This window comes from Bacteroides coprosuis (assembly GCF_020741705.1).
Classification (GTDB): domain Bacteria; phylum Bacteroidota; class Bacteroidia; order Bacteroidales; family Bacteroidaceae; genus Bacteroides_E; species Bacteroides_E coprosuis.
The window spans coordinates 1-20,592 of record NZ_DYYK01000024.1 but is presented as its reverse complement, the minus strand read 5'-3'; the positions used below and the strand labels follow the sequence as shown (position 1 = coordinate 20,592).

General features: G+C 33.7%; 21 protein-coding genes, 1 tRNA gene and 1 riboswitch. Of the genes, 12 read left to right on the top strand and 10 right to left on the bottom strand.

Going from position 1 to position 20,592, the window contains the following annotated elements:
* Positions 1 to 129: 129 nt before the first annotated feature.
* The 4 genes from mutY (at position 130) to K8V80_RS01515 (ending at position 3,740) form a co-directional block, all read left to right on the top strand.
* Positions 130 to 1,179 carry an A/G-specific adenine glycosylase gene (gene mutY, locus K8V80_RS01530; protein ID WP_276774959.1) on the top strand — a complete coding sequence of 350 codons (1,050 nt, stop codon included), beginning with the start codon at positions 130 to 132 and terminating at the stop codon, positions 1,177 to 1,179.
* Positions 1,180 to 1,252: 73 nt separating this feature from the next.
* Positions 1,253 to 1,696, top strand: coding sequence for a single-stranded DNA-binding protein (locus K8V80_RS01525; RefSeq protein WP_006744259.1), 444 nt, complete (start codon positions 1,253 to 1,255; stop codon positions 1,694 to 1,696).
* A 62-nt stretch (positions 1,697 to 1,758) separates the two neighbouring features.
* Positions 1,759 to 3,117 carry a gliding motility-associated protein GldE gene (gldE, locus tag K8V80_RS01520; protein WP_006744260.1) on the top strand — a complete coding sequence of 453 codons (1,359 nt, stop codon included), beginning with the start codon at positions 1,759 to 1,761 and terminating at the stop codon, positions 3,115 to 3,117.
* Complete coding sequence (locus K8V80_RS01515) at positions 3,117 to 3,740, top strand: 4'-phosphopantetheinyl transferase family protein (RefSeq protein ID WP_276774955.1); 624 nt, start codon at positions 3,117 to 3,119, stop codon at positions 3,738 to 3,740. The genes gldE and K8V80_RS01515 overlap by 1 nt, the downstream gene beginning before the upstream one ends.
* 155 nt (positions 3,741 to 3,895) lie before the next feature.
* Positions 3,896 to 4,105, bottom strand: a riboswitch (cobalamin riboswitch).
* Between the two features lie 43 nt (positions 4,106 to 4,148).
* Here K8V80_RS01515 and K8V80_RS01510 read toward each other — a convergent pair.
* The 9 genes from K8V80_RS01510 to K8V80_RS01470 all read right to left on the bottom strand — a co-directional run bounded on the left by K8V80_RS01510 (position 4,149) and on the right by K8V80_RS01470 (position 13,838).
* Positions 4,149 to 5,111, bottom strand: coding sequence for a DUF5106 domain-containing protein (locus tag K8V80_RS01510; RefSeq protein ID WP_276774953.1), 963 nt, complete (start codon positions 5,109 to 5,111; stop codon positions 4,149 to 4,151).
* Positions 5,112 to 5,122: 11 nt separating this feature from the next.
* Positions 5,123 to 6,898, bottom strand: coding sequence for a sensor histidine kinase (locus K8V80_RS01505; RefSeq protein ID WP_276774951.1), 1,776 nt, complete (start codon positions 6,896 to 6,898; stop codon positions 5,123 to 5,125).
* 5 nt (positions 6,899 to 6,903) lie between these two features.
* Positions 6,904 to 7,593: a response regulator transcription factor gene (locus tag K8V80_RS01500; RefSeq protein ID WP_006744265.1), complete on the bottom strand. Its 690-nt coding sequence runs from the start codon at positions 7,591 to 7,593 to the stop codon at positions 6,904 to 6,906.
* Between the two features lie 80 nt (positions 7,594 to 7,673).
* Entirely contained in the window at positions 7,674 to 8,540 is an 867-nt protein-coding gene (locus K8V80_RS01495; protein ID WP_276774949.1) for an N-acetylmuramoyl-L-alanine amidase-like domain-containing protein, read from the bottom strand.
* A gap of 61 nt (positions 8,541 to 8,601) precedes the next feature.
* Positions 8,602 to 10,599: an OPT family oligopeptide transporter gene (locus K8V80_RS01490; protein ID WP_006744267.1), complete on the bottom strand. Its 1,998-nt coding sequence runs from the start codon at positions 10,597 to 10,599 to the stop codon at positions 8,602 to 8,604.
* Between the two features lie 124 nt (positions 10,600 to 10,723).
* Positions 10,724 to 11,110, bottom strand: a complete 387-nt coding sequence (locus K8V80_RS01485; protein ID WP_006744268.1) for a DUF1573 domain-containing protein — start codon at positions 11,108 to 11,110, stop codon at positions 10,724 to 10,726.
* Between the two features lie 57 nt (positions 11,111 to 11,167).
* On the bottom strand, positions 11,168 to 11,764 hold the full coding sequence (locus K8V80_RS01480) for a DUF4923 family protein (RefSeq protein WP_006744269.1): 597 nt from the start codon (positions 11,762 to 11,764) through the stop codon (positions 11,168 to 11,170).
* A gap of 6 nt (positions 11,765 to 11,770) precedes the next feature.
* Complete coding sequence (yihA, locus tag K8V80_RS01475; RefSeq protein WP_006744270.1) at positions 11,771 to 12,373, bottom strand: ribosome biogenesis GTP-binding protein YihA/YsxC; 603 nt, start codon at positions 12,371 to 12,373, stop codon at positions 11,771 to 11,773.
* Between the two features lie 4 nt (positions 12,374 to 12,377).
* Complete coding sequence (locus tag K8V80_RS01470) at positions 12,378 to 13,838, bottom strand: sodium:solute symporter (RefSeq protein ID WP_006744271.1); 1,461 nt, start codon at positions 13,836 to 13,838, stop codon at positions 12,378 to 12,380.
* Positions 13,839 to 14,001: 163 nt separating this feature from the next.
* On the opposite strand from K8V80_RS01470, the gene recR reads away from it, so the two are divergent.
* From recR to K8V80_RS01455, 3 genes are read left to right on the top strand one after another with little or no spacing between them, the layout of a single operon-like run.
* Entirely contained in the window at positions 14,002 to 14,619 is a 618-nt protein-coding gene (gene recR, locus K8V80_RS01465; protein WP_006744272.1) for a recombination mediator RecR, read from the top strand.
* A gap of 10 nt (positions 14,620 to 14,629) precedes the next feature.
* A complete protein-coding gene (locus tag K8V80_RS01460) occupies positions 14,630 to 15,097 on the top strand; it encodes a hypothetical protein (RefSeq protein ID WP_006744273.1) in 468 nt (155 codons plus the stop codon).
* A 4-nt stretch (positions 15,098 to 15,101) separates the two neighbouring features.
* Positions 15,102 to 15,638: a GNAT family N-acetyltransferase gene (locus K8V80_RS01455; RefSeq protein ID WP_006744274.1), complete on the top strand. Its 537-nt coding sequence runs from the start codon at positions 15,102 to 15,104 to the stop codon at positions 15,636 to 15,638.
* Here K8V80_RS01455 and K8V80_RS01450 read toward each other — a convergent pair.
* A complete protein-coding gene (locus tag K8V80_RS01450; RefSeq protein WP_006744275.1) occupies positions 15,635 to 16,225 on the bottom strand; it encodes a YqgE/AlgH family protein in 591 nt (196 codons plus the stop codon). The genes K8V80_RS01455 and K8V80_RS01450 overlap by 4 nt on opposite strands.
* A gap of 177 nt (positions 16,226 to 16,402) precedes the next feature.
* Here K8V80_RS01450 and K8V80_RS01445 point away from each other — a divergent pair.
* The 5 genes from K8V80_RS01445 to K8V80_RS01425 all read left to right on the top strand — a co-directional run bounded on the left by K8V80_RS01445 (position 16,403) and on the right by K8V80_RS01425 (position 20,565).
* Positions 16,403 to 16,476: transfer RNA gene (locus K8V80_RS01445), tRNA-Asp, on the top strand.
* A gap of 375 nt (positions 16,477 to 16,851) precedes the next feature.
* Entirely contained in the window at positions 16,852 to 17,505 is a 654-nt protein-coding gene (locus K8V80_RS01440; protein ID WP_006744286.1) for a LysE family translocator, read from the top strand.
* A gap of 12 nt (positions 17,506 to 17,517) precedes the next feature.
* A complete protein-coding gene (locus K8V80_RS01435; RefSeq protein ID WP_006744287.1) occupies positions 17,518 to 18,066 on the top strand; it encodes a DUF4924 family protein in 549 nt (182 codons plus the stop codon).
* 2 nt (positions 18,067 to 18,068) lie between these two features.
* The gene (rfbD, locus tag K8V80_RS01430; RefSeq protein WP_276774940.1) at positions 18,069 to 18,932 is read left to right on the top strand and encodes a dTDP-4-dehydrorhamnose reductase; all 864 of its coding nucleotides are present in this window, start codon (positions 18,069 to 18,071) and stop codon (positions 18,930 to 18,932) included.
* A 58-nt stretch (positions 18,933 to 18,990) separates the two neighbouring features.
* Positions 18,991 to 20,565, top strand: coding sequence for a peptide chain release factor 3 (locus K8V80_RS01425; protein WP_040310302.1), 1,575 nt, complete (start codon positions 18,991 to 18,993; stop codon positions 20,563 to 20,565).
* Positions 20,566 to 20,592: the final 27 nt, after the last annotated feature.

Here is a 20,592-nt window from a genome sequence, read left to right as displayed (position 1 = left end):
ATAGGTTTTTAATGACGCAAAAAAATAATTTATACCTAAATTTCCGTAAAATAGTCATATCCTTGATCTTACTAATTTAGGAATCATATAATTAATGATTATTTTTGCTTTTATAAAATAGAAAAAATATTGGAATTTTTTGGAAAAGAGATAGAAAAGTGGTTTGATGAATATGGTCGAGATCTGCCTTGGCGTAAGACAAAAGACCCTTATTTAATATGGATATCAGAAGTTATTTTACAGCAGACTAGAGTTGTACAAGGCTTTGATTATTATATGAAATTTAAAACGAGGTTCCCTAATGTTGAGGCTTTGGCCTCTGCAGAAGAAGATGAGGTTTTAAAATACTGGCAAGGTTTAGGCTATTATTCTCGTGCACGAAATCTGCATGCTGCTGCTAAGAGTATTCAAGGTGATTTTCCTTCTACATATAAAGAAGTATTAGCGCTGAAAGGGGTAGGTGCGTATACAGCAGCTGCTATCTGTTCATTTGCTTATGATATGCCTTATGCTGTTGTTGATGGTAATGTATATCGAGTCTTGTCTCGATACTTAGGAATTAGTACTCCAATAGATAGCTCTTTAGGTAAAAAAGAATTCTCTGATATTGCTCAAGAATTGCTTGATAAGAATAATCCTGCTAAATACAATCAGGCTATTATGGATTTTGGAGCTATTCAATGTGTGCCTAAAAATCCAGCTTGTGAAGATTGCCCTTTAGTGGATTCTTGTTATGCGTATGCTCATCAAATGGTGAGTGATTTACCTGTTAAGAAAGGAAAGGTAAAAGTACGTGATAGATATCTAAACTTTTTTTATATTGTACAAGGAGATTATACTTATATTGAGAAAAGAGTTGGAAAAGATATCTGGCAAAATTTATATCAGCTTCCTTTAATTGAATCCGATCGCTCTTTACCTTTAATTGAATTGTTAGAGAAGTATAAAACGTCAGATATTTTCCTAAAGATGTCTCGTCCTAGTATTAAATTGATTGTGGACGACTATAAACATATATTGTCACATCAGCATTTACATACTACTTTTTATCAAATAGAAGTAGATGATAATTATCAATTAGCAGATGGTTATCTTAAAATAAAACGTGCTGATTTAGATGAATATGCAATTCCTAGGTTAATTCACCTCTTTTTGGAAAAATACATAGTATTTGAATGAATAAAAATATTCATTTGTTGTATAATATTCATATTCTAATTAAATTTGAATTTAAACTAATTATAGATTTTATATGTCAGTTAATAAAGTAATTTTACTAGGTAACGTTGGTAAAGATCCCGACGTTCGTTATCTTGATTCAGGAATAGCTGTGGCTTCTTTTCCTTTAGCTACATCAGAACGTGCTTATACCTTAGCCAATGGTACTCATGTGCCTGAACGCACAGAATGGCATAATCTAGTTTTATGGAGAGGTTTAGCAGAAATTGCTGAAAAATATGTTCACAAAGGAGATAAGCTATACATTGAAGGCAAAATTAAAACAAGATCTTACGATGATCAGAATGGCGTTAAACGTTATATAACAGAAATCTTTGTCGATCAAATGGAAATGCTGTCTCCCAAAAACAGTAGTACCAATGCTCCTCAAGTGGCAGCGCCACAACAATCAGCAGCGCCACAGCAATCAGCAGCACCTCAAGAGCCTGAAGATTCTTTAGATGACCTGCCGTTTTAATAAACGTACATCAAGAATATAAAAATTCTTTTTGTACCATGTTTCACTAAATAAAAACCCTTTTGGAATCAGACACGTTTTTGTATCAATTAGCATCAATCACAGATGGAATTATTATAAATAATCCTTCTTTGCCCGCTATAATATCTATTGTTTTAGCGGGGTTGCTATTGATTGTATCAGGATTTGCATCGGCTTCTGAAATAGCATTCTTTTCATTAAGTCCTTCAGACTTAAATACAATTCAAGAAAAAGAACATCCATCAGATCTTATTATAAGTAAATTATTAGAACAATCTGAACGATTGCTTGCTACCATTCTTATCACAAACAACTTCGTAAATGTTACAATCATTTTGCTTTGTAATTTCTTCTTTATGAATGTGTTTGAATTTACTTCGCGAGTAGCAGAATTTTTTATAATAACCGTAGTTCTAACTTTTTTATTATTGTTATTTGGAGAAATAATACCTAAAATTTACTCTGCCCAGAAAACTCTTGCTTTTTGCAGGTTTGCTGCCCCAGGAATTGCATTCTTTAAAAAAGTATTTAGACCAATAGCTTCTGTATTGGTTCGTTCATCAAACTTTATGAGTAAACGTTTACATACGAAAGCAAATTATAATATCTCTGTTGATGAGCTTTCCCATGCTTTGGAGCTAACTGATAAAACTGAAATATCGGAAGAAAATACAATTCTTGAGGGTATTATTCGTTTTGGAGGGGAAACAGCTAAAGAGGTTATGACTTCTAGATTAGATATGGTAGATTTAGAAATAAAAACCCCTTATCAAGAAGTATTAAAATGCATTATTGAAAATGTTTATTCTCGTATTCCTATTTATAACGATAATCGCGATAATATTTGTGGGGTTTTGTATATAAAAGACCTTCTACCTCATTTAAATAAAGGGGATAATTTTCGTTGGCAATCTATTATAAGACCAGCCTATTTTGTGCCAGAAACTAAAATGATAGATGATTTATTACGAGATTTTCAGGCAAATAAAGTACACATTGCTATTGTTGTCGATGAGTTTGGTGGTACGTCTGGACTGATAACTATGGAAGATATCATTGAGGAGATTGTAGGGGAAATCCAAGATGAATACGATGAAGATGAAAGTACATTCAGGAAAATAAGTGATAATAGCTGGGTGTTTGAAGCGAAGACACAATTATCCGATTTTTATAAAGAAACTCATATTGATGAGGAAGAGTTCGATAAGATAGTAGGAGGAGCCGATACAATAGGTGGTTTACTACTAGAAATAAAAGGGGAGTTCCCTGCTCTTCATGAAAAAGTAGTTTATAAAAATTATGAATTTGAAGTATTGGCTAAAGATAATCGTAGAATTCTTAAAGTAAAACTAACTATTCATCCTCCTGTAGATGAGGAGAGCGATAATGATGATGAGTAATGGCTCTTTTTTTTAAACAGCAATCAGAAGATACAATATTAGGCGTATGGAAAATGAGTGAATCTCTTGAGGAAATTCAGCAGCATCCATATGCTTTTCCTTTTGTAGAACAGGCAAAGGATTTTAAGTCAGAGAATAGACAAAAGGAATGGCTTTCTGTTAGAGTTTTGATACATACACTTCTTGATGAGAAGAAAGAAATAGAATATGATGCTTTAGGAGCCCCTTATTTGGCTGATCGCTCTTATCATATAGGGATAACTCATACTGTCGGTTTCGTTGCTGTAATTCTGGCTAAAACAAGTCGTGTTGCTATAGATATAGAGCTTATAAGTGATAGAGTACATCGTTTAGCCCATCGTGTATTCCATTCCGATGAGTTTTTTTACCCAACAAATGATTTTTTATATTATGAACTGCTTATTTGGTGTGCTAAAGAAACCCTATTTAAATTACTCGGATTATCGGAGATAGACTTTAAATCTCATATTAGAGTTTGTCCTTTCTCTATTGGTGATGGAGAATACTTTTATGTTCAAGAGTTTAAAACTGCAATATCTCAGAAAGTTAAAATTCAATATCGTATTACTGATCAATATGTTTTAACGTATGCTAAGGCATAAAAAATGTCCAGACGAATTCACATCGGCTGGACATTCTAAATAAACTTGGCAGAGTTTATTTTCTACTTTTCGTGAATAAAATCTGGAAAATAAATGCACACTATATGGAAACTATAATGACATTTTGATTCAGAACTTTTTCCTCGAAAGAAATGAAAATACAGATTACAATAGCAGGTCTTCTGACTTATCTCAGTAAATAGACGCCTTCCCAGAATAATCCAGTGGCTTTTTAAAGTCATTCTTTTGTCTATCACCAATAATGAGAATTACAGCAGCGGGACTGTCTAGGATTTTCACCTAATTCCCTCTTATTACTTTTCTAGTGGCAGCAGAAAAAGTAAACTATTGTATTACAAATATAAAAGAATTTATTCTGTAGAACAAATAACTTGAAAGGAATGAATTCTATATTTGCTCTAAAGTTGCTAATATTTCTTCAAGAGCTTTGTCTTTCAGTATCACCTTTTTATCTTTATCTAAAAGATAGAGTGATGGTGTAGCTCTTAAATCATACAGACGGTTTAATGTGATTGTTAAATCTTTGTCATATCCACTTATCCACTCTTTTGGAAAATCTTTAGAGTGTTCTTTCCACTCTTCAAAATTATCCTCTGGATTAATAGATACTATCTGGAGTATTTTATTTTGGATGAGCTTATTTACTAAAGGCGATTCTTTTAATACTTCTACTGTATGTGCACAAACATTGCAGCTTGGATCGTTAAAGAATAGAAGGATATATTTATTAGATTGGACTTGTGATAACTGACCTTTCTTTCCTGTTAACGTAGTAAATGTAAAATCTTGTACCTTTTCGCCTTCATTGTTCTTTTGAATAACTTCATATATAAAGTTGATATGTTCTTTTTCTGTGTCCGATAAATTTTTACTAGCTAATAAAACCTCACAAATAGGAATATAAAGCTTGTCATTACGTAGTGGAGAATTAGCAAAGTAGAGGTATTTATCTGCTAGTTCATAAAATTGCCTGAAGGCCGTACTATCTAGAGTGTCTAACTGGGTGTAAAAGTTTTTTAGTAGAGAAGTGTAGTCTTCTCTTTTGGGATTAAATTGTTGCATCAAATCAATCCAGTTGACCCAACTTTGCTCAATCATGTCTTGGTTATATTGTACAGAAGAATCTCCGAAATTTAGATTATCCCAATAATGCTCTGATAAGAATTTTCCTCTATCTTCTGCTTGGGTATATATAATTGGTATTTCAGGGTAAGGAAATTCCGTAATTAATACTTCACTTTTTGTATTAGTAGATTTATTCTCTTGTGGTATTTTTGATGTTTTAGTATTGCCACATGCAGTTAATATAAATAAAAATATAAAGCTGGAATAAAAAATAGTTCTTTTCATAAGGCTTAAAGTTATTCAGTATTTTTTGGTAGAGTGAAGACAAATTCAATTCCTTTGCCTTCACTACTTTTTACAAGGATGCTTCCTTGATGTAAGAGAATTGAATTCTTAACAATAGCTAGTCCAAGTCCTGTTCCACCCAATTTACGAGATCGTCCTTTATCTACCCTGTAAAATCTTTCAAATAAACGGTTTAGATGTTCACTTGGTATTCCTACACCTGTATCACGATAGCTAAAGAAATAATATTCATCTGTTTCCTTAAAGCAAGATAAAAAGATTTCAATATGTTCTCCTGCATGGGCGATAGAGTTATCTAATAGGTTTCTAAATATGGAATAGAGTAGAGAGTAGTTGCCCTTAACATGTATAGGAGAAGGTAATTCATTGTGGACTATGATGTTTTTTTTGCGAAGATCTAGTTCAATTTCCTCTAGAATCGTTTGAACAAGAAGATTTATATCCATATCCTGATTGTCATACATATCACTAGATTCCTCTATACGTGTTAGTATAGATAAATCTTGCAATAGTCTAGCCAGTCTATTACTTTGAGCAAAACAGCGTTGTAAAAAGCTTATTCTCTTTTCCTCAGATAGGTTTGGATGTTCTACAATTGTCTCTAGATATCCTTGAATACTACTTACAGGAGTCTTTAGTTCATGAGCTATATTTTGAGTTAATTGTTTCTTAAGTTGAATTTTTTCTTCTTCTTTGGTTACATCATTGATGGAAAACTCGAAACTCATATCATCAAATACGATGCATTCTATAATAAATGTTTTTCCATTTTTTTCTATAGATATATTTTTGCGTCTATCTTTTATTTGTGAAGGAGATTGTTGCACTTCATTGATGAACTGAATGATAGGTTCGAATTCTTTTATTTGGAAAACCTCTTCACTGTTTTTTAGATTGATATCTGATATATGGTTGCAATAGCGAAGAAATAATTTATTGACAAGAATTTCGGTTCTATTAGCAGAGAAAATACCTAATCCTTCTCGAGAGAATTGTAAGTGAGCAAAAAGTTTGTCTTTCTCTATGCTTAAAGCCTCTTTTGTGTCTTGTAGTTTACGATAGACATTGATGATATGTCTTGTGACTTCACCCATCTCTCCGCTAGAGTATGGAGCTTCACTTTCCCATTGTATATACTTATCTTCCTCGGCTCGTTGAGCAAATTTTCTTAATTTCCTTATTGCTTGACCTAGTTTGGCTGTATAACTGTAAAAAAGAGAAATAAGGAGAACAGAGATAATAAAACTAAAAGTTAGATAGCGAGTGTCACTTTGTAGGGTGCTCTTTAGCATACTATCATAGGGAACAGCTGTGCGGATTATATAGTTTGGATAAATAGTAGCTGAGAAAAAGTAAGGGGTAGAGGTAGAGTGGTCTTTCCTAATTTGATAACCACTTCCTTTTTCTAATGCTTGTTTAATTTCTTCATTATCCCAATATCCCATTTGAATAATAGTAGCATCTGGAGCATAAGAGTCGAAAACGATTTGTCTTCCTTTCTTTATGATTGTAAGTTTAATATTGGGTAGATCTACTAGGTATTTATCGATATAGAATTGTATCTGTTCTTTGTTGTCAAGATTGGGTAAAAGTGTGTACATTCTATTGTTAATACCTTGAAGTTTGGTATTAAACAACTCAACACGATACACCTTCTCTCTTTGGTACTGATATACAATAAAACTTCCCGCAAAGAGAAGGAATAGTAGTAATACAGTCAAGAATAAGCGATTGTGAAATTGGATAAAATGCTTTTTCTTGTTCATTAGCATTATTTAGTTTCAAAACAATACCCGTAACCAAGTCTAGTAACTAAGTTTTTATCATAATGTCCAATCTTCTTTCTGATACGAGTAATGTTTACGTCCACAGTTCTGTCTGAAATATCTTCTTCATTCACCCATACTTTATCCAGAATTTCTTGTCTAGAGAAAACTCTATCTTTTTGTTCCAGTAATAGCTGTAATATTTCAAATTCTCTTTTAGTTAAAGATATATCTTCACCATCAATAGTTACTTTCTTTTGTTCTAAGTCTATAACAAGCGTATTATAAACTAATTTGGCTGTAGATTTAACTTTACCACCTTCATTTGTTCTCTTTAGTACAGCTTTGATGCGTATTAACACTTCTCGGAGGGAGAATGGTTTAGATATATAGTCATCTGCGCCTGCATTGAAACCTGCAACCATGTCGTTTTCTGTATCTTTTGCTGTTAAGAAAATAATGGGTGTTTTTTCGGTTTCTTTCTGTTCTCTAAGCATTGAAGCTAATCGGTATCCTGATATTTCTCCCATCATAACATCTAGTAGAAATAGATCATATTTACTTAAGTCCATAGCTAAAGCTTCTTCGGCAGAGTTTGCTGCATCTACAGAGTAACCTGCATCTTCTAAATTGAATTGTAAGATGTCGCATAGATCTTCTTCATCATCAACGACTAGTATGTGGAAACGATTCATAATCTTATTGTTTTATGCTAAGTTAATTAACTTAATTGATATGTTATTAATATAACAAATAAAAATATTTTACGGTTTGTCTATTCTGTAAGAATTTTTAAAGAATCTATTTTATTTTCAGTTGAATCTTTACTTTCAATCAGAGCTTCTGTTTTCGTATATTCTTTTTGATCTAGATATACATTGGGCCTTAGTACTCTAATTCCTGTCCAATTTTTATTCCTTTGGAGCATTGTGCTTAGGGGTATAGGCTCTATTATTACTTTTCCCTTAGCCGATGAAGCATGTAGTAAATGTAATTGACCGCCTTGGTATATTGCAAAACCGACATGACTGACATCTAATCCGTAGATGCCTACTGTTAGCGCAATAATATCTCCATTCTTAATCCAAGGCAATCCCTCTGTAGGTAGTTTTTGTTCAGGTAGCCATTTAATAATTGTTCCCGATATACTTTTCTCTACTTCCGCTATTTCTTCCCTGTTTTGAGAAGAATTACTCAAGTGTTTATAATATTGTGGGTGTGTAGACATGTAGGATAAGGCTATGTACATACTATCAGTAGCCTCTAGAGCAGTAATGTCAGTGATGAATTTATTTTTTTCACCTTCTTGGATCCATTCTGAAAAATAATGAAGTCGGGACGTATATCCATTAATAATGCCGTCTCTATATCTTATTTTTTGAAGAAAAGTTTTTTCTGATTGTTTATTGATACTGTCAAGTTGAGCTAAACTTTGAGCTAATACATACTCTACAAAAGTAGTGCAATCTACAGCCTTTTTGTTTACTACTAATTTTTCTTGGTGTCCAAACTCTAGTGTGTGAGCTCTATAAGGGGTACCAATATACTGTAATGCATTCTTGATTATGAGGTTTTGATTCTCTTGAGCATTGCTTGATAGAAAAAAAAGAATAGAAAAAAAGAAGAAGAATACTTTTTTCATAGATTGAGAATTTAAAAAGGAGAGCTAGAAAGCTCTCCTTCACTATATGTACATCAAAAAGCTATTTCAATTTAACATTTTTGGTTGCTTTGATAAAGTAACAGATAAGTAGTGCGTATGCTACTAATGAAGCAGCTTCAGATAGGCTGTTTTGTAACCATTCATTATTGATTAGGTTAATATCTGCAAAACGTAATCCTGCACTTACTACACCCATTAATGCACCCCCTGCAATGAATCCCGAAGCTAATAACGTTCCTTTTTCAGAACGAGCTGTATTAAGTTCTTGATTTTTTCCTCTTGTTACGTACCAGTTTATTGCCCCACCAATAAACAAAGGAATATTTAGTTGGATAGGTATAAACATACCTAATGCAAAAGGGAGAGCTGGTATCTTACATAGAGTAAGTACTACTGCTAAAGCCGCACCAATACCATATAATAACCATGGAGCTCCTACACCACTCATTAATGGCTCAATTACAGCTGCCATAGCATTTGCTTGAGGAGCTGCAAGCTCGCCAGTTGTGAATCCATAAGTTTTATTTAGGATAATCATTACTCCACCTACAGTAGCTGCGGAAACAATTGTTCCTAAGAACTTCCACATTTCTTGTTTGACGGGTGTTGTGCCTAACCAATATCCAATTTTTAAGTCGGTAATAAAACCTCCTGCCATTGACAGAGCTGTACACACGACACTACCCATAATTAAGGCAGCAACCATACCTGATGTTCCTTTTAACCCAACAAAGACCATCACTACAGAAGCAATGATTAGAGTCATTAGTGTCATACCAGATACTGGGTTACTTCCAACAATTGCAATTGCATTGGCTGCAACGGTTGTAAATAAGAATGCTATGATAGCTACAAGGAGGATAGCAACAGCTGTATGAACGATATTTCCTTGCATTACATCAAAGTAGAAGAATAATGCTGTAACAGTAAGTGTTATAATAGAGCCTATCGCAATAATCTTCATGGGGATATCTCTTTGAGTACGAGGAACATTTGCTTCTGCTCCTTTTTCTTTCCCAGAAAGCTCTTTTGCTGCTAATCCTACTGCACTTTTAACAATACCCCAAGATTTAATAATACCAATAACTCCAGCCATAGCAATAGCGCCAATACCTAAACTTTTGCCGTAGTTTGCAAAGATATCTTCGGCACTCATAGCTCCTACTGTCTGAGTGATTTCAGGGTTCCACATATTTAAAATAGTGTCTCCCCATATAGCAGACATACTTGGTACTACTATCCACCATACAGCTAATGAACCAGCACATATAATAGTCGCATATTTTAATCCAATGATATATCCTAAACCTAATACTGCTGCTCCCGTGTTGACCTTAAATACAACCTTGGTTTTGTCTGCCAACATAGCTCCCCAAGATACCATACGAGTAGTTACTACTTCATTCCACCAACCAAAGGTTGCTACGATAAAGTCATATAACCCTCCAACAATAGCTGCTATTAGTAGTGGTTTTGCTTGGCTACCGCCCTTTGCTCCCGATACTAAAACTTGAGTAGTTGCAGTTGCTTCAGGGAAAGGGTATTCTCCATGCATATCTTGAACAAAGTACTTACGAAATGGAATTAAGAAAAGAATACCCAAAACACCACCAAGCAGTGAACTAATGAATATTTGAGAAAAATGGATAGTAATTTCATCAGGATATTTGTCTTGAAGAATGTAAAGAGCAGGTAATGTAAAAATTGCTCCCGCTACAATTACTCCAGAGCTTGCGCCGATAGATTGGATAATGACATTTTCTCCGAGTGCATTTTTTCTTTTTGTTGCACTCGATATTCCTACTGCTATAATTGCAATTGGAATGGCTGCTTCAAAGACTTGTCCAACTTTTAATCCTAAATATGCTGCAGCTGCTGAGAAAAGGATTGCCATAAGGATCCCCCATGTTACAGACCATGCATTTACTTCAGGGTAAGCTTTGTTGGGACTCATAATGGGATTATAAATCTCACCTGATTTTAATTTCCGAAAGGCATTTTCGGGCAGAGTTATTTTATCCTGCTCCATCTCTTTCATGTTCTTGTAGTTTAGTTATTTAAAATATGTTTATTTTGTTCTTAATAGTCAAAGAAACTAAAAAAAACGGAGAATCTGAAAAGACCCTCCGTTTTATATTTAATATAAATATTTGTTTTATAGCTTATTCTGTCATGGTACCTTCAATAAATAAGCGAGTAGTAGGTGTTTTAGCATTACTACGTACTATGATAGATTTTTTGAAGAAGCCAAGAGGCTTATCAGTCCCATTATAAACTACTTTAATAGAACCTGTTTTACCTGGTTGAACAGGCTCTTTTGAAAATTCAGGAACAGTACATCCACAAGAAGCAACTACTTGATGAATAACTAAAGGAGCATCTCCAATGTTAGTGAAAGTATAAGTAGCAGTAGCAACTGGTTCTTTTTCTGAAAAAGTACCTAGGTTTTGTGATGTCTTCTCAAATTTTATATCGGCATTCTTGGATTGAGCATTGATTAATCCAACACTCATAATCATTAAAAGCGATAGCAAAACTAATTTTTTCATGATTTGAATTTATTTGTTTCGGCTTCAAAGTTAATCATTTAGAGAAAAAATAGAAAATTAATTAGCTTTTTCTAACTGAATTCCTATTTTCATACCGTCGTAGTTCTTAGCTAAAGCTCCGATTGTTTGTAGAGAGGTACTTTGAGATTTTTCACTAATAAAGGTTATTAGATCCATTAATTTATCAGCCTCAAAGAGTAAAGACATTGTTTCTAAGCTGTGATTGACATCAGCATTAAATGACATTCGCTGTGCTAGAGATATTGTCATTACTTTTTGGTCTTTTGATAATTGATAGGTTGCTGGTAGCTTTTTGTTTTTAGCTTGAATCATTAATTTGCCATCCTTTTCAAATTGAAACCTAACCATCCCTAAGCTAATTCCCAAAGAAGATAGTTGCTCATTAATCTTTTCTTCAGCGGCTATTGCGGCCATTTCGGCTGCAGCTTTTTTTAGAGCATTATCCGTTTTTAATTCTAGTGCAGTTCCTGCATATTGCCAAGTAGATCCTTCTAGTTTAAGGGGTGTCTTTATTCCTACATTAGAAGCCATTCGAGATACATTTTTCTTAGAGAATAAATTTTTCAATGATTGGGCATCAGTTGATTGTAATCCAATAAAAAGGGTACATAAAAGTAAAATTACTTTTTTCATATTAAGTTATTTCTTTAGTGTTTCGTTTATTTGTTCTATGTAGTTGAGCATTTCATCTCGTCCCATTCTTTTTTCTGATGAAGTAATAAAGTATGGAGGAAGTTCTTCCCATTGTTTTTTAAGTTCATTTAAAAATGCTTCAACGTTGCTGTCGAGTTTATTCTTTGTTAGTTTATCGCCCTTGGTAAAAACAATGGAAAAAGGAATGTTGTTTTCACCCAACCATTCAATAAATTCTAAATCGATTTGTTGTGGACTTAAACGGCAATCTATTAGAACAAAGAGATTGGTCATTGCTGTTCTTTCGAGAATATAATCTTCAATGATTGTCTTTATTTGTTGTTGGCCTTTTTGATTCCTCTTGGCATAGCCGTATCCCGGTAAGTCTACGATATACCATTCTTCATTAATCAAAAAATGATTAATGAGCATCGTTTTTCCTGGCTTAGCAGATGTCATAGCTAACCCTTTGCGATTAGTTAGCATATTTATCAGCGAAGATTTACCTACGTTGGATCGTCCAATAAAGGCATATTCAGGTAATCCATCTGTAGGACATTTTTTTACTTCTGTATTGCTGATGACGAAGTTTGCGCTATTTATGTGCATATATTTATAATCTTTTAGTTTCTATGTATTTGTTTGGTTTTGAAAATAATATTAATCCTGCATAAGTTAATAGTCCATTGAGCATTAATAGCTCATATCCCAATTTGTAGTTGAAGTAATAAATCATGTATTGATCTAATAAGTAACACAAAATAGGAGATGCTATAGCTATATAAGGAACAAATTGGTCTTTTGTTTTTCGTTTGGTAAATAGTCCGAAGGCAAACATGCCTAGAAGAGGTCCATAAGTATAGGATGCAATGATGTAAATAGCATCAATAACTGTTTGGCTATTCATAATATCAACAAAGCAGATACATGCTATTAGTAGTATAGACATGATAATATGTACCCAGTGTCTTTTTCGAATAGCTTTCTTTTTTTCTTCCTTTTCTATGTTAAGTAAGTCCACACATACACTGGTGGTCATAGCTGTGAGTGCAGAGTCTGAATTACTAAAAGCTGCAGCTATGATCCCTATTGTAAACAAGATTACTACTGTCTGCCCAAGATATCCATTGGTTGCTAATAAAGGTAATATATCATCTGATTTAGCTGGAAGTTCTAACGATATTTGAGAGGCTAAAGTTAGGAGTAATATACCCAGACAGAGAAATAAGAAATTGAGTGGGATGAATGCAAATCCATAGCTATACATGTTTTTTTGAGCATCTTTTATATTCTTACAGGTTAGATTCTTTTGCATCATATCTTGGTCTAGTCCAGTCATGACAATAACAATGAATATACCACTAAAAAATTGTTTGTAAAAGTTTTGTTTGCTTACCCAATCATCCCAAACAAACATTTTGCTATGTGAGTTCTCTTGTATAGTGTTCCACGCTTCTGCGAAATTTAAGTCTAATTGGGTCATCACAGAGTAAATGATAGCTAAGAGGGCTAAAACTAAGCATAAAGTCTGTAGAGCATCTGTCCACACAATTGTTTTTATGCCACTTTGATGGGTGTAAACCCAAACTAAAAACACAGCTCCAGTAGCAATTGTCCAAAGCGGAATATTCCAATCTTGAAAAACAAAGTGTTGTAATATAAGACAAACTAAATAGAGTTTTGCAGCTGTTCCTAACATTCGTGATAGGAGGAAGAAAATAGATCCAGTTTTATATGCTTTTCTACCTATCCTTTGTTTTAGATAAGAATAAATGCTAGTCAGTCCGAGCTTATAATAAAGAGGAAGGAGTAGATGTGCTACTATAAGATATCCAAAGAAAAAGCCGAATACCATCTGCATGTAAGTCATATCGATATCTCTAGCCATGCCAGGTACTGATACGAAAGTAACACCTGAAATTGATGCACCAATCATGCCAAAGGCTACAATAAACCATGGAGATTTATTTTCAGCCTTAAAAAAGATTTGATTGGAGTTTCCTTTTCTACTTGTAATTTTACTTATAGCAAAAAGCAAAGAAAAGTATATTATAATTGTTATTATCACTAGCATAGTGATCGCAAATATACTACTTTTTAAAGATACAGAATCAGTTTAATTCTAAGTATCTAAATTATTTTATAAATCGTGCTACAATATTGTAAATCGTGATAAATAATAAGATATACTGATTTCCTTCTTATATTTGTAAACTGAATAAAGGGAATATCAATTTATGAATCAACAATACCCATCCGTTTTACTAGAAAAAGCTGTAGATGAATTTTCAAAGTTACCTGGAATAGGTAAAAAAACAGCTATGAGACTTGTTTTGCACTTATTGAGACAAGACAAAAGTGCTGTTGAGTCTTTCGGAAATGCGATAATAACATTGAAGAGAGAAGTTAAATATTGTCAGACTTGTCATAATATCTCAGATACAGAATCTTGTCAAATATGTTCCAATCCTCAAAGAGATCATTCACTTGTTTGCATTGTTGAAAATATTCGAGATGTAATGGCTATAGAGGCTACCCAGCAGTATAGAGGAGTATATCATGTGTTGGGAGGTATCATTTCTCCTATGGATGGTATTGGTCCAAGCGATTTGGAAATACAAAGTTTGATTGATCGAGTACAAGCAGGTGGCATAAAAGAGGTCATTTTTGCTTTGAGTACCACAATGGAAGGTGATACGACCAATTTCTATATCTATCGCAAACTAGAAAAATCGGGAGTGGATATGAGTGTTCTTTCTAGAGGGGTTTCCGTCGGTGACGAGTTAGCTTATGCGGATGAGGTTACACTAGGGCGGAGTATTGTTAATAGAACAAAATTTAAAACTACATTATAACAGATAAAAGATGGAAAATAAATACGTAACAGCTACTTTAAAAAGCATTAAGAAGACTTATTATTTATTTTGGTTAATCCTTGTAGCAATAGTTGTCGTCGGAGAGATTGGAACAGACTGGAATGGTATATATGCCGATAATGGTATGTTTACTTATGTTGCAGAAACTGTGTCTATTTTAGTAACAGGTATATCAATACCTCTTGCTCTAAAATTATTTGGGAAAAAGATAAAATCTATACAGCCATCCGATTCTATCGAATATGGAAGTGCACTATACCAAAAGTGGTTTGGTTTTAGACTCTTAATATTAGGCGTTGCAGCAATTGTGTCTTTATTTACTCATTATTTAGCGATGAGCTATACAGGCTCTTTGTGTGCTATATTAGTGGGATTTGCTGCTTTGTTTTGTATTCCATCAAGGAATAAACTCTATTTTGTTCTAGAACCAATTATAAATAAAGAGATAAAGGAATAATCAAATGCAAGGTAACTCCCTTTTAGAATCGGATCAAATACTTCTTCGTCCTATTGAACCTGAAGACTTAGAATTACTTTATAGAGTAGAAAATGATGGAACTGTTTGGACTAGTTGTAATACCACTATGCCTTATTCTAAATTTTTCTTGAAAAAGTATTTAGAATCTATGCAGGGAGATATTTTTTCGGATAAACAGTTGAGGCTTGTTATTGAACAAAAGGCAAATTATCAACCAATAGGAATAATTGATTTATACGATATGGTTCCTCTTCATCAGCGTGCTGAAATCGGTATTATTATTTTGGAAGAGTTCCGTAGCTTAGGATATGGCAAAGAGGCAATCTTTTTATTGCTTGAATATGCTTTTAGCCATCTTTTCCTTCATCAAATTTATGCTTATGTTGCGGTATCCAATACTCAAAGCGTACATCTGTTTAAATCTTGTGGATTTGAAGAGGTAGCTCAGTTAAAAGATTGGATTTTTACCCAAGATGGCTTTGAAGATGTGTTACTTCTTCAGAAGGTAGCAAAAGATTAGTTTTGCGACGGTACTAAAGGATATCTAGCCCATAGTTTATACTTATAGCCCATATTGTGTAGAATGTTTTTCCACAAGAGTTTGGCTGATTGGTTTATAATATACTCTGCTGGCTCTTCCGTTACGAGCCATGTGTTAGTTTTAAGTTCATTTTGTAGTTGTTCAGGTCCCCAACCCGAATATCCTAAGAAAAATCGAAAGTCATTAGGCTCTACTTTACCTTCGAGAAGTAGTTCTTTTACGATATCAAAATCGCCATTTAAATAAAGTTTATTGGTTATGGGTAATGCTGCGGGTATATGGCTATGGCTATGTATGAAAAATAGAATATCTTCTCCCAATGGGCCACCACGATATAAGGGTATATTTTCTAATCCTTTAAGATCGGTGATAATGTCATTTAATGATTGGTGCATAGGAACATTTAATATAATTCCCATACTACTTTCTAGAGAATGGTTAACTAAGAGTACAACCGATCTACTAAAAGGATAATCCGTTAAAAAAGGCTCAGCTATTAACAGCTTACCTGTGTCAGGGATTTCCTGATTATATTTGATGCTAAATATATTTTCTGAATTCATCATATACCTAATATAAATAATACTTTTTTGTTAAAAGAATAATTCAAAATGATTAAAATTTTTTTTAGCTGGTTTTCAATGAATTAATAGGAGTGTACTAAAATAATTTTACAAAAGTGTTGCAGGGTATAAATTTATATCTATCTTTGCACCGCAATCAAGAGAGATTGTGTGAAAAACGGTGTGTTAGTTCAGCTGGTTAGAATGCCTGCCTGTCACGCAGGAGGTCACGGGTTCGAGTCCCGTACATACCGCAAAAAGGAGTAAGATTTTTCTTGCTCCTTTTTTTGTATCTACTATTGATGATCTCTTTGGTTGATTCTATAATTAAAATCTCTATCACTTAGTAATGTTTTATTGGTAACATAAGTGTTCTATATCCAAAAAGAGATAGAATAAAAGATGTCTTTTAATAACTTATTGATATCTAGTAAATAATAAAAAAACAGTAATGAGTAGTAATCTGTTAGAATAACTAAGAACTCATAGCTTCTAAATCATTAATATCAATTTTATGTCTTTTTTACCTCTGATAAATAAGTGTCAAAACTCTAATAATAGCTCGTTTAACTGCTGAAAAATAGTTAATAAAAAGTGTATCCTTATAAAAAAAAAGCGATATTTGCAGAATGGGAAATTTGGATAGTCTAGCTAGTATTATTCTTCAGGGACTAATAATTGGAGTGGTTGTTTCTGCACCTATGGGTCCTGTAGGAGTATTATGTATCCAGCGTACTTTAAACAAAGGGCGTTGGTATGGCTTTGTTACTGGCTTAGGTGCAGCTGTGAGTGATATTATTTATGCTGTACTCACAGGTTTTGGAATGAGTGTTATTGTTGATTTAATAGATAAGAATATTTTTTATCTTCAGCTATTTGGTAGTATACTTCTACTTGGATTTGGTGTTTATACCTTTATGTCAAATCCTGCTCGTTCATTGAGACCAGCCAATAAAAATAAGGACTCTTATATCCGAAATTTTATAACAGCATTATTAGTAACGTTATCCAATCCCCTTATTATATTCCTATTCATCACACTATTTGCCCGATTTTCTTTTGTAAAACCAGCAATGAATCTTACTCAGATAAGCATTGGTTATGCCTTTATAGCGATAGGAGCTCTTATTTGGTGGTTTGGATTGACTTATTTTGTTCATCGAGTAAGTAGTCATTTTAACCCTCGTGGAATTTGGGTTATGAATAGAATTATTGGTACTATAGTCTGTATTGTAGCTATTGCTGGAGTCGTACTTACTTTAGCAGGAAGTTCTTTATATTAAAATAAAAAAGATATGTTTAAAATAGCAAAGAAACTTAAGCAGAAGAATATTGCTGAATATCTGATATACATGTGGCAAATTGAGGATATGATTCGTGCCTATAGTTTAGATATAGATCTGATAGAAAAAGAACTCATTAATCCTTCTGTGGTATCTTTAGAAGAGCAGGAAGAGGAAAAACAATGGTATAAAGAGTTAGTAGAAATGATGTATTCTGAGGGTGTCAAGGAGAAAGGACATCTACAAATCAATCAAAATACAATTATTATTTTAACAGATTTGCACAACGAGTTAATATCTTGTACTAAGTATCCTTTCTACAATACTTCTTATTATAAAGCGTTGCCTTTCATAGTTGAATTGCGTGCAATCAATAAAGATGAAAAGAAGTCGGACATTGAAATATGTTTTGATGCCTTGTATGGAGTAATGTTGCTTCGACTTCAAAAGAAAGAGATTACTCCTGATACGGAGAAGGCTGTGAATGCTATATCTGGCTTCATCGCAACTTTAGCTCACTATTTTGAAAAAGATAAAGCAGGTGAATTAAAATTTGATTAATAATGAATATTCTGATTACTGGTGCTAATGGACAGTTGGGGTCTGAGTTTAGAGAACTATCGCCTCTTTACTCCAGCTATAATTTCTTCTTTGCTGGTTGTGATTCTCTGAATATCTGTGAAGTAGAGGCTGTACGTGAGTATATATCCGCCCATAATATTGATTTTATTATAAACTGTGCGGCATATACTGCTGTTGATGCAGCAGAAGAGAATCCAGTAGATTGTGATAAGGTAAATCATACAGCAGTATCCAATTTGGCTAAAGTAGCAGATGAGTATGATGCTGGCTTGATTCATTTTTCAACTGATTATGTATTTGATGGTTCTAAGAATACTCCTTATACAGAAGAAGATCCTACTTCAGCGCGAGCTATTTATGGTATAACAAAGCTAGCTAGTGAACGTGTGGCTTTAGCTAAATGTAATAAGGCTATGGTTATAAGGACCTCTTGGGTATATTCTTTTTATGGACATAACTTTGTGAAGACTGTATTGAAGCAACTTCAGCTTAGAGGATCTATGGGAGTTGTTTATGATCAGATAGGGACTCCTACTTATGCCAAAGATTTAGCAAAGTTTGTACTTAATGTGTTGAGTACTGATTTTATACCAGGGTTATACCATTATAGTAACGAAGGTGTTTGTTCTTGGTTTGATTTTGCTAAAATGGTACAACGATTTGCTGGTCTAAAAGGGGAAATTTACCCTATTCACTCTGATCAGTATCCTGCAAAAGCTCCTAGACCTGCATATTCTGTACTAGATAAAACAAAGGTAAAAGACACCTATAACATAAAGATTCCTTACTGGGTAGATAGCCTAGAGGAGTGCATTCAGAGAATTCAAAACGATACTAATAAATAGATAAAAGAAGAGAGTGGTGTTTTGTGAAGCAACCACTCTTTATATTGAGATATACATTATGGCTAAAATTCGCGAGATAGAGAGACGTCGTACATTTGCAATTATTGCTCACCCTGATGCTGGTAAAACTACATTGACTGAGAAGTTCCTTTTGTTTGGTGGACAAATTCAAGTAGCAGGTGCTGTAAAGAGTAATAAGATAAAAAAGACTGCAACCAGTGACTGGATGGAAATCGAAAAACAACGTGGTATTTCGGTTACTACATCGGTTATGGAGTTTGATTATAAAGATTTCAAGGTTAATATTCTGGATACCCCTGGTCACCAGGATTTCGTTGAGGATACATTCCGTACGCTAACTGCTGTAGATAGTGTTATTATTGTTGTTGACGGTGCTAGAGGGGTAGAAACTCAGACAAGAAAACTGATGGAAGTTTGCCGTATGCGCAAAACTCCAGTAATTATCTTTGTAAATAAAATGGATAGAGAGGGTAGAGACCCTTTCGATTTGTTGGATGAACTTGAAGAAGAATTACAAATTGGTGTACGTCCTCTTTCTTGGCCGATAGATCAAGGTGCTCGCTTTAGAGGTGTTTATAATATTTATGAAGATAAATTAGATCTTTATCAGCCTTCTAAGCAAGTAGTAACTGAAAAAGTAGAGGTACGTGTTGATAGTGATGAGTTATTAAATTATATCGAAGAAGGTCAAGCTCAACAGCTTCGTGAGGATTTAGAACTTGTAGGCGGTGTATATCCAGATTTTAATAGAGAAGAATATTTAAATGCTGAAATGGCTCCTGTATTCTTTGGTTCTGCCTTAACTAATTTCGGTGTGAAAGAATTATTAGACTGTTTTGTAGAAATAGCTCCAAGTCCACTTCCCACTAAAGCAGAAGAGAGATTAGTAAAACCAGAAGAACCTAAGTTTACTGGCTTTGTTTTTAAAATAACAGCAAACATTGACCCTAATCACAGATCTTGTGTGGCTTTCTGTAAGATATGTTCAGGTAAGTTTGAAAGAAATGCGCCCTATTACCATGTCAGACATGATAAAACGATGCGTTTCTCATCTCCAACACAGTTTATGGCTCAAAGAAAAACTACTGTAGAAGAAGCTTGGGCAGGCGATATTATAGGGTTGCCAGATAATGGAACTTTTAAAATAGGGGATACCTTAACTGAAGGAGAAAAGTTGCACTTTAAAGGCTTACCTAGCTTCTCTCCAGAGATGTTTAAATACATCGAAAATGCCGATCCGATGAAGCAAAAACAATTAGCTAAGGGCGTTGAGCAATTGATGGACGAAGGTGTTGCTCAGTTATTTGTAAATCAGTTTAATGGTCGTAAGATTATTGGAACTGTTGGGCAGCTTCAATTTGAGGTTATTCAATATCGTTTACAAAACGAATACAATGCTTCTTGTCGCTGGGAACCTGTACGTTTGTATAAAGCTTGTTGGATAGAGAGTGATTCTAAGGAAGCTCTGGATGAGTTCAAAAAGCGTAAGTACCAGTTTATGGCAAAAGATAGAGAAGGGAGAGATGTTTTCTTAGCGGATTCATCGTATATGTTGCAAATGGCTCAAAGTGATTTTAAAGAGATTAAATTTCACTTTACTAGTGAGTTCTAATTCACATAAAAAATAGATAATCAAAGG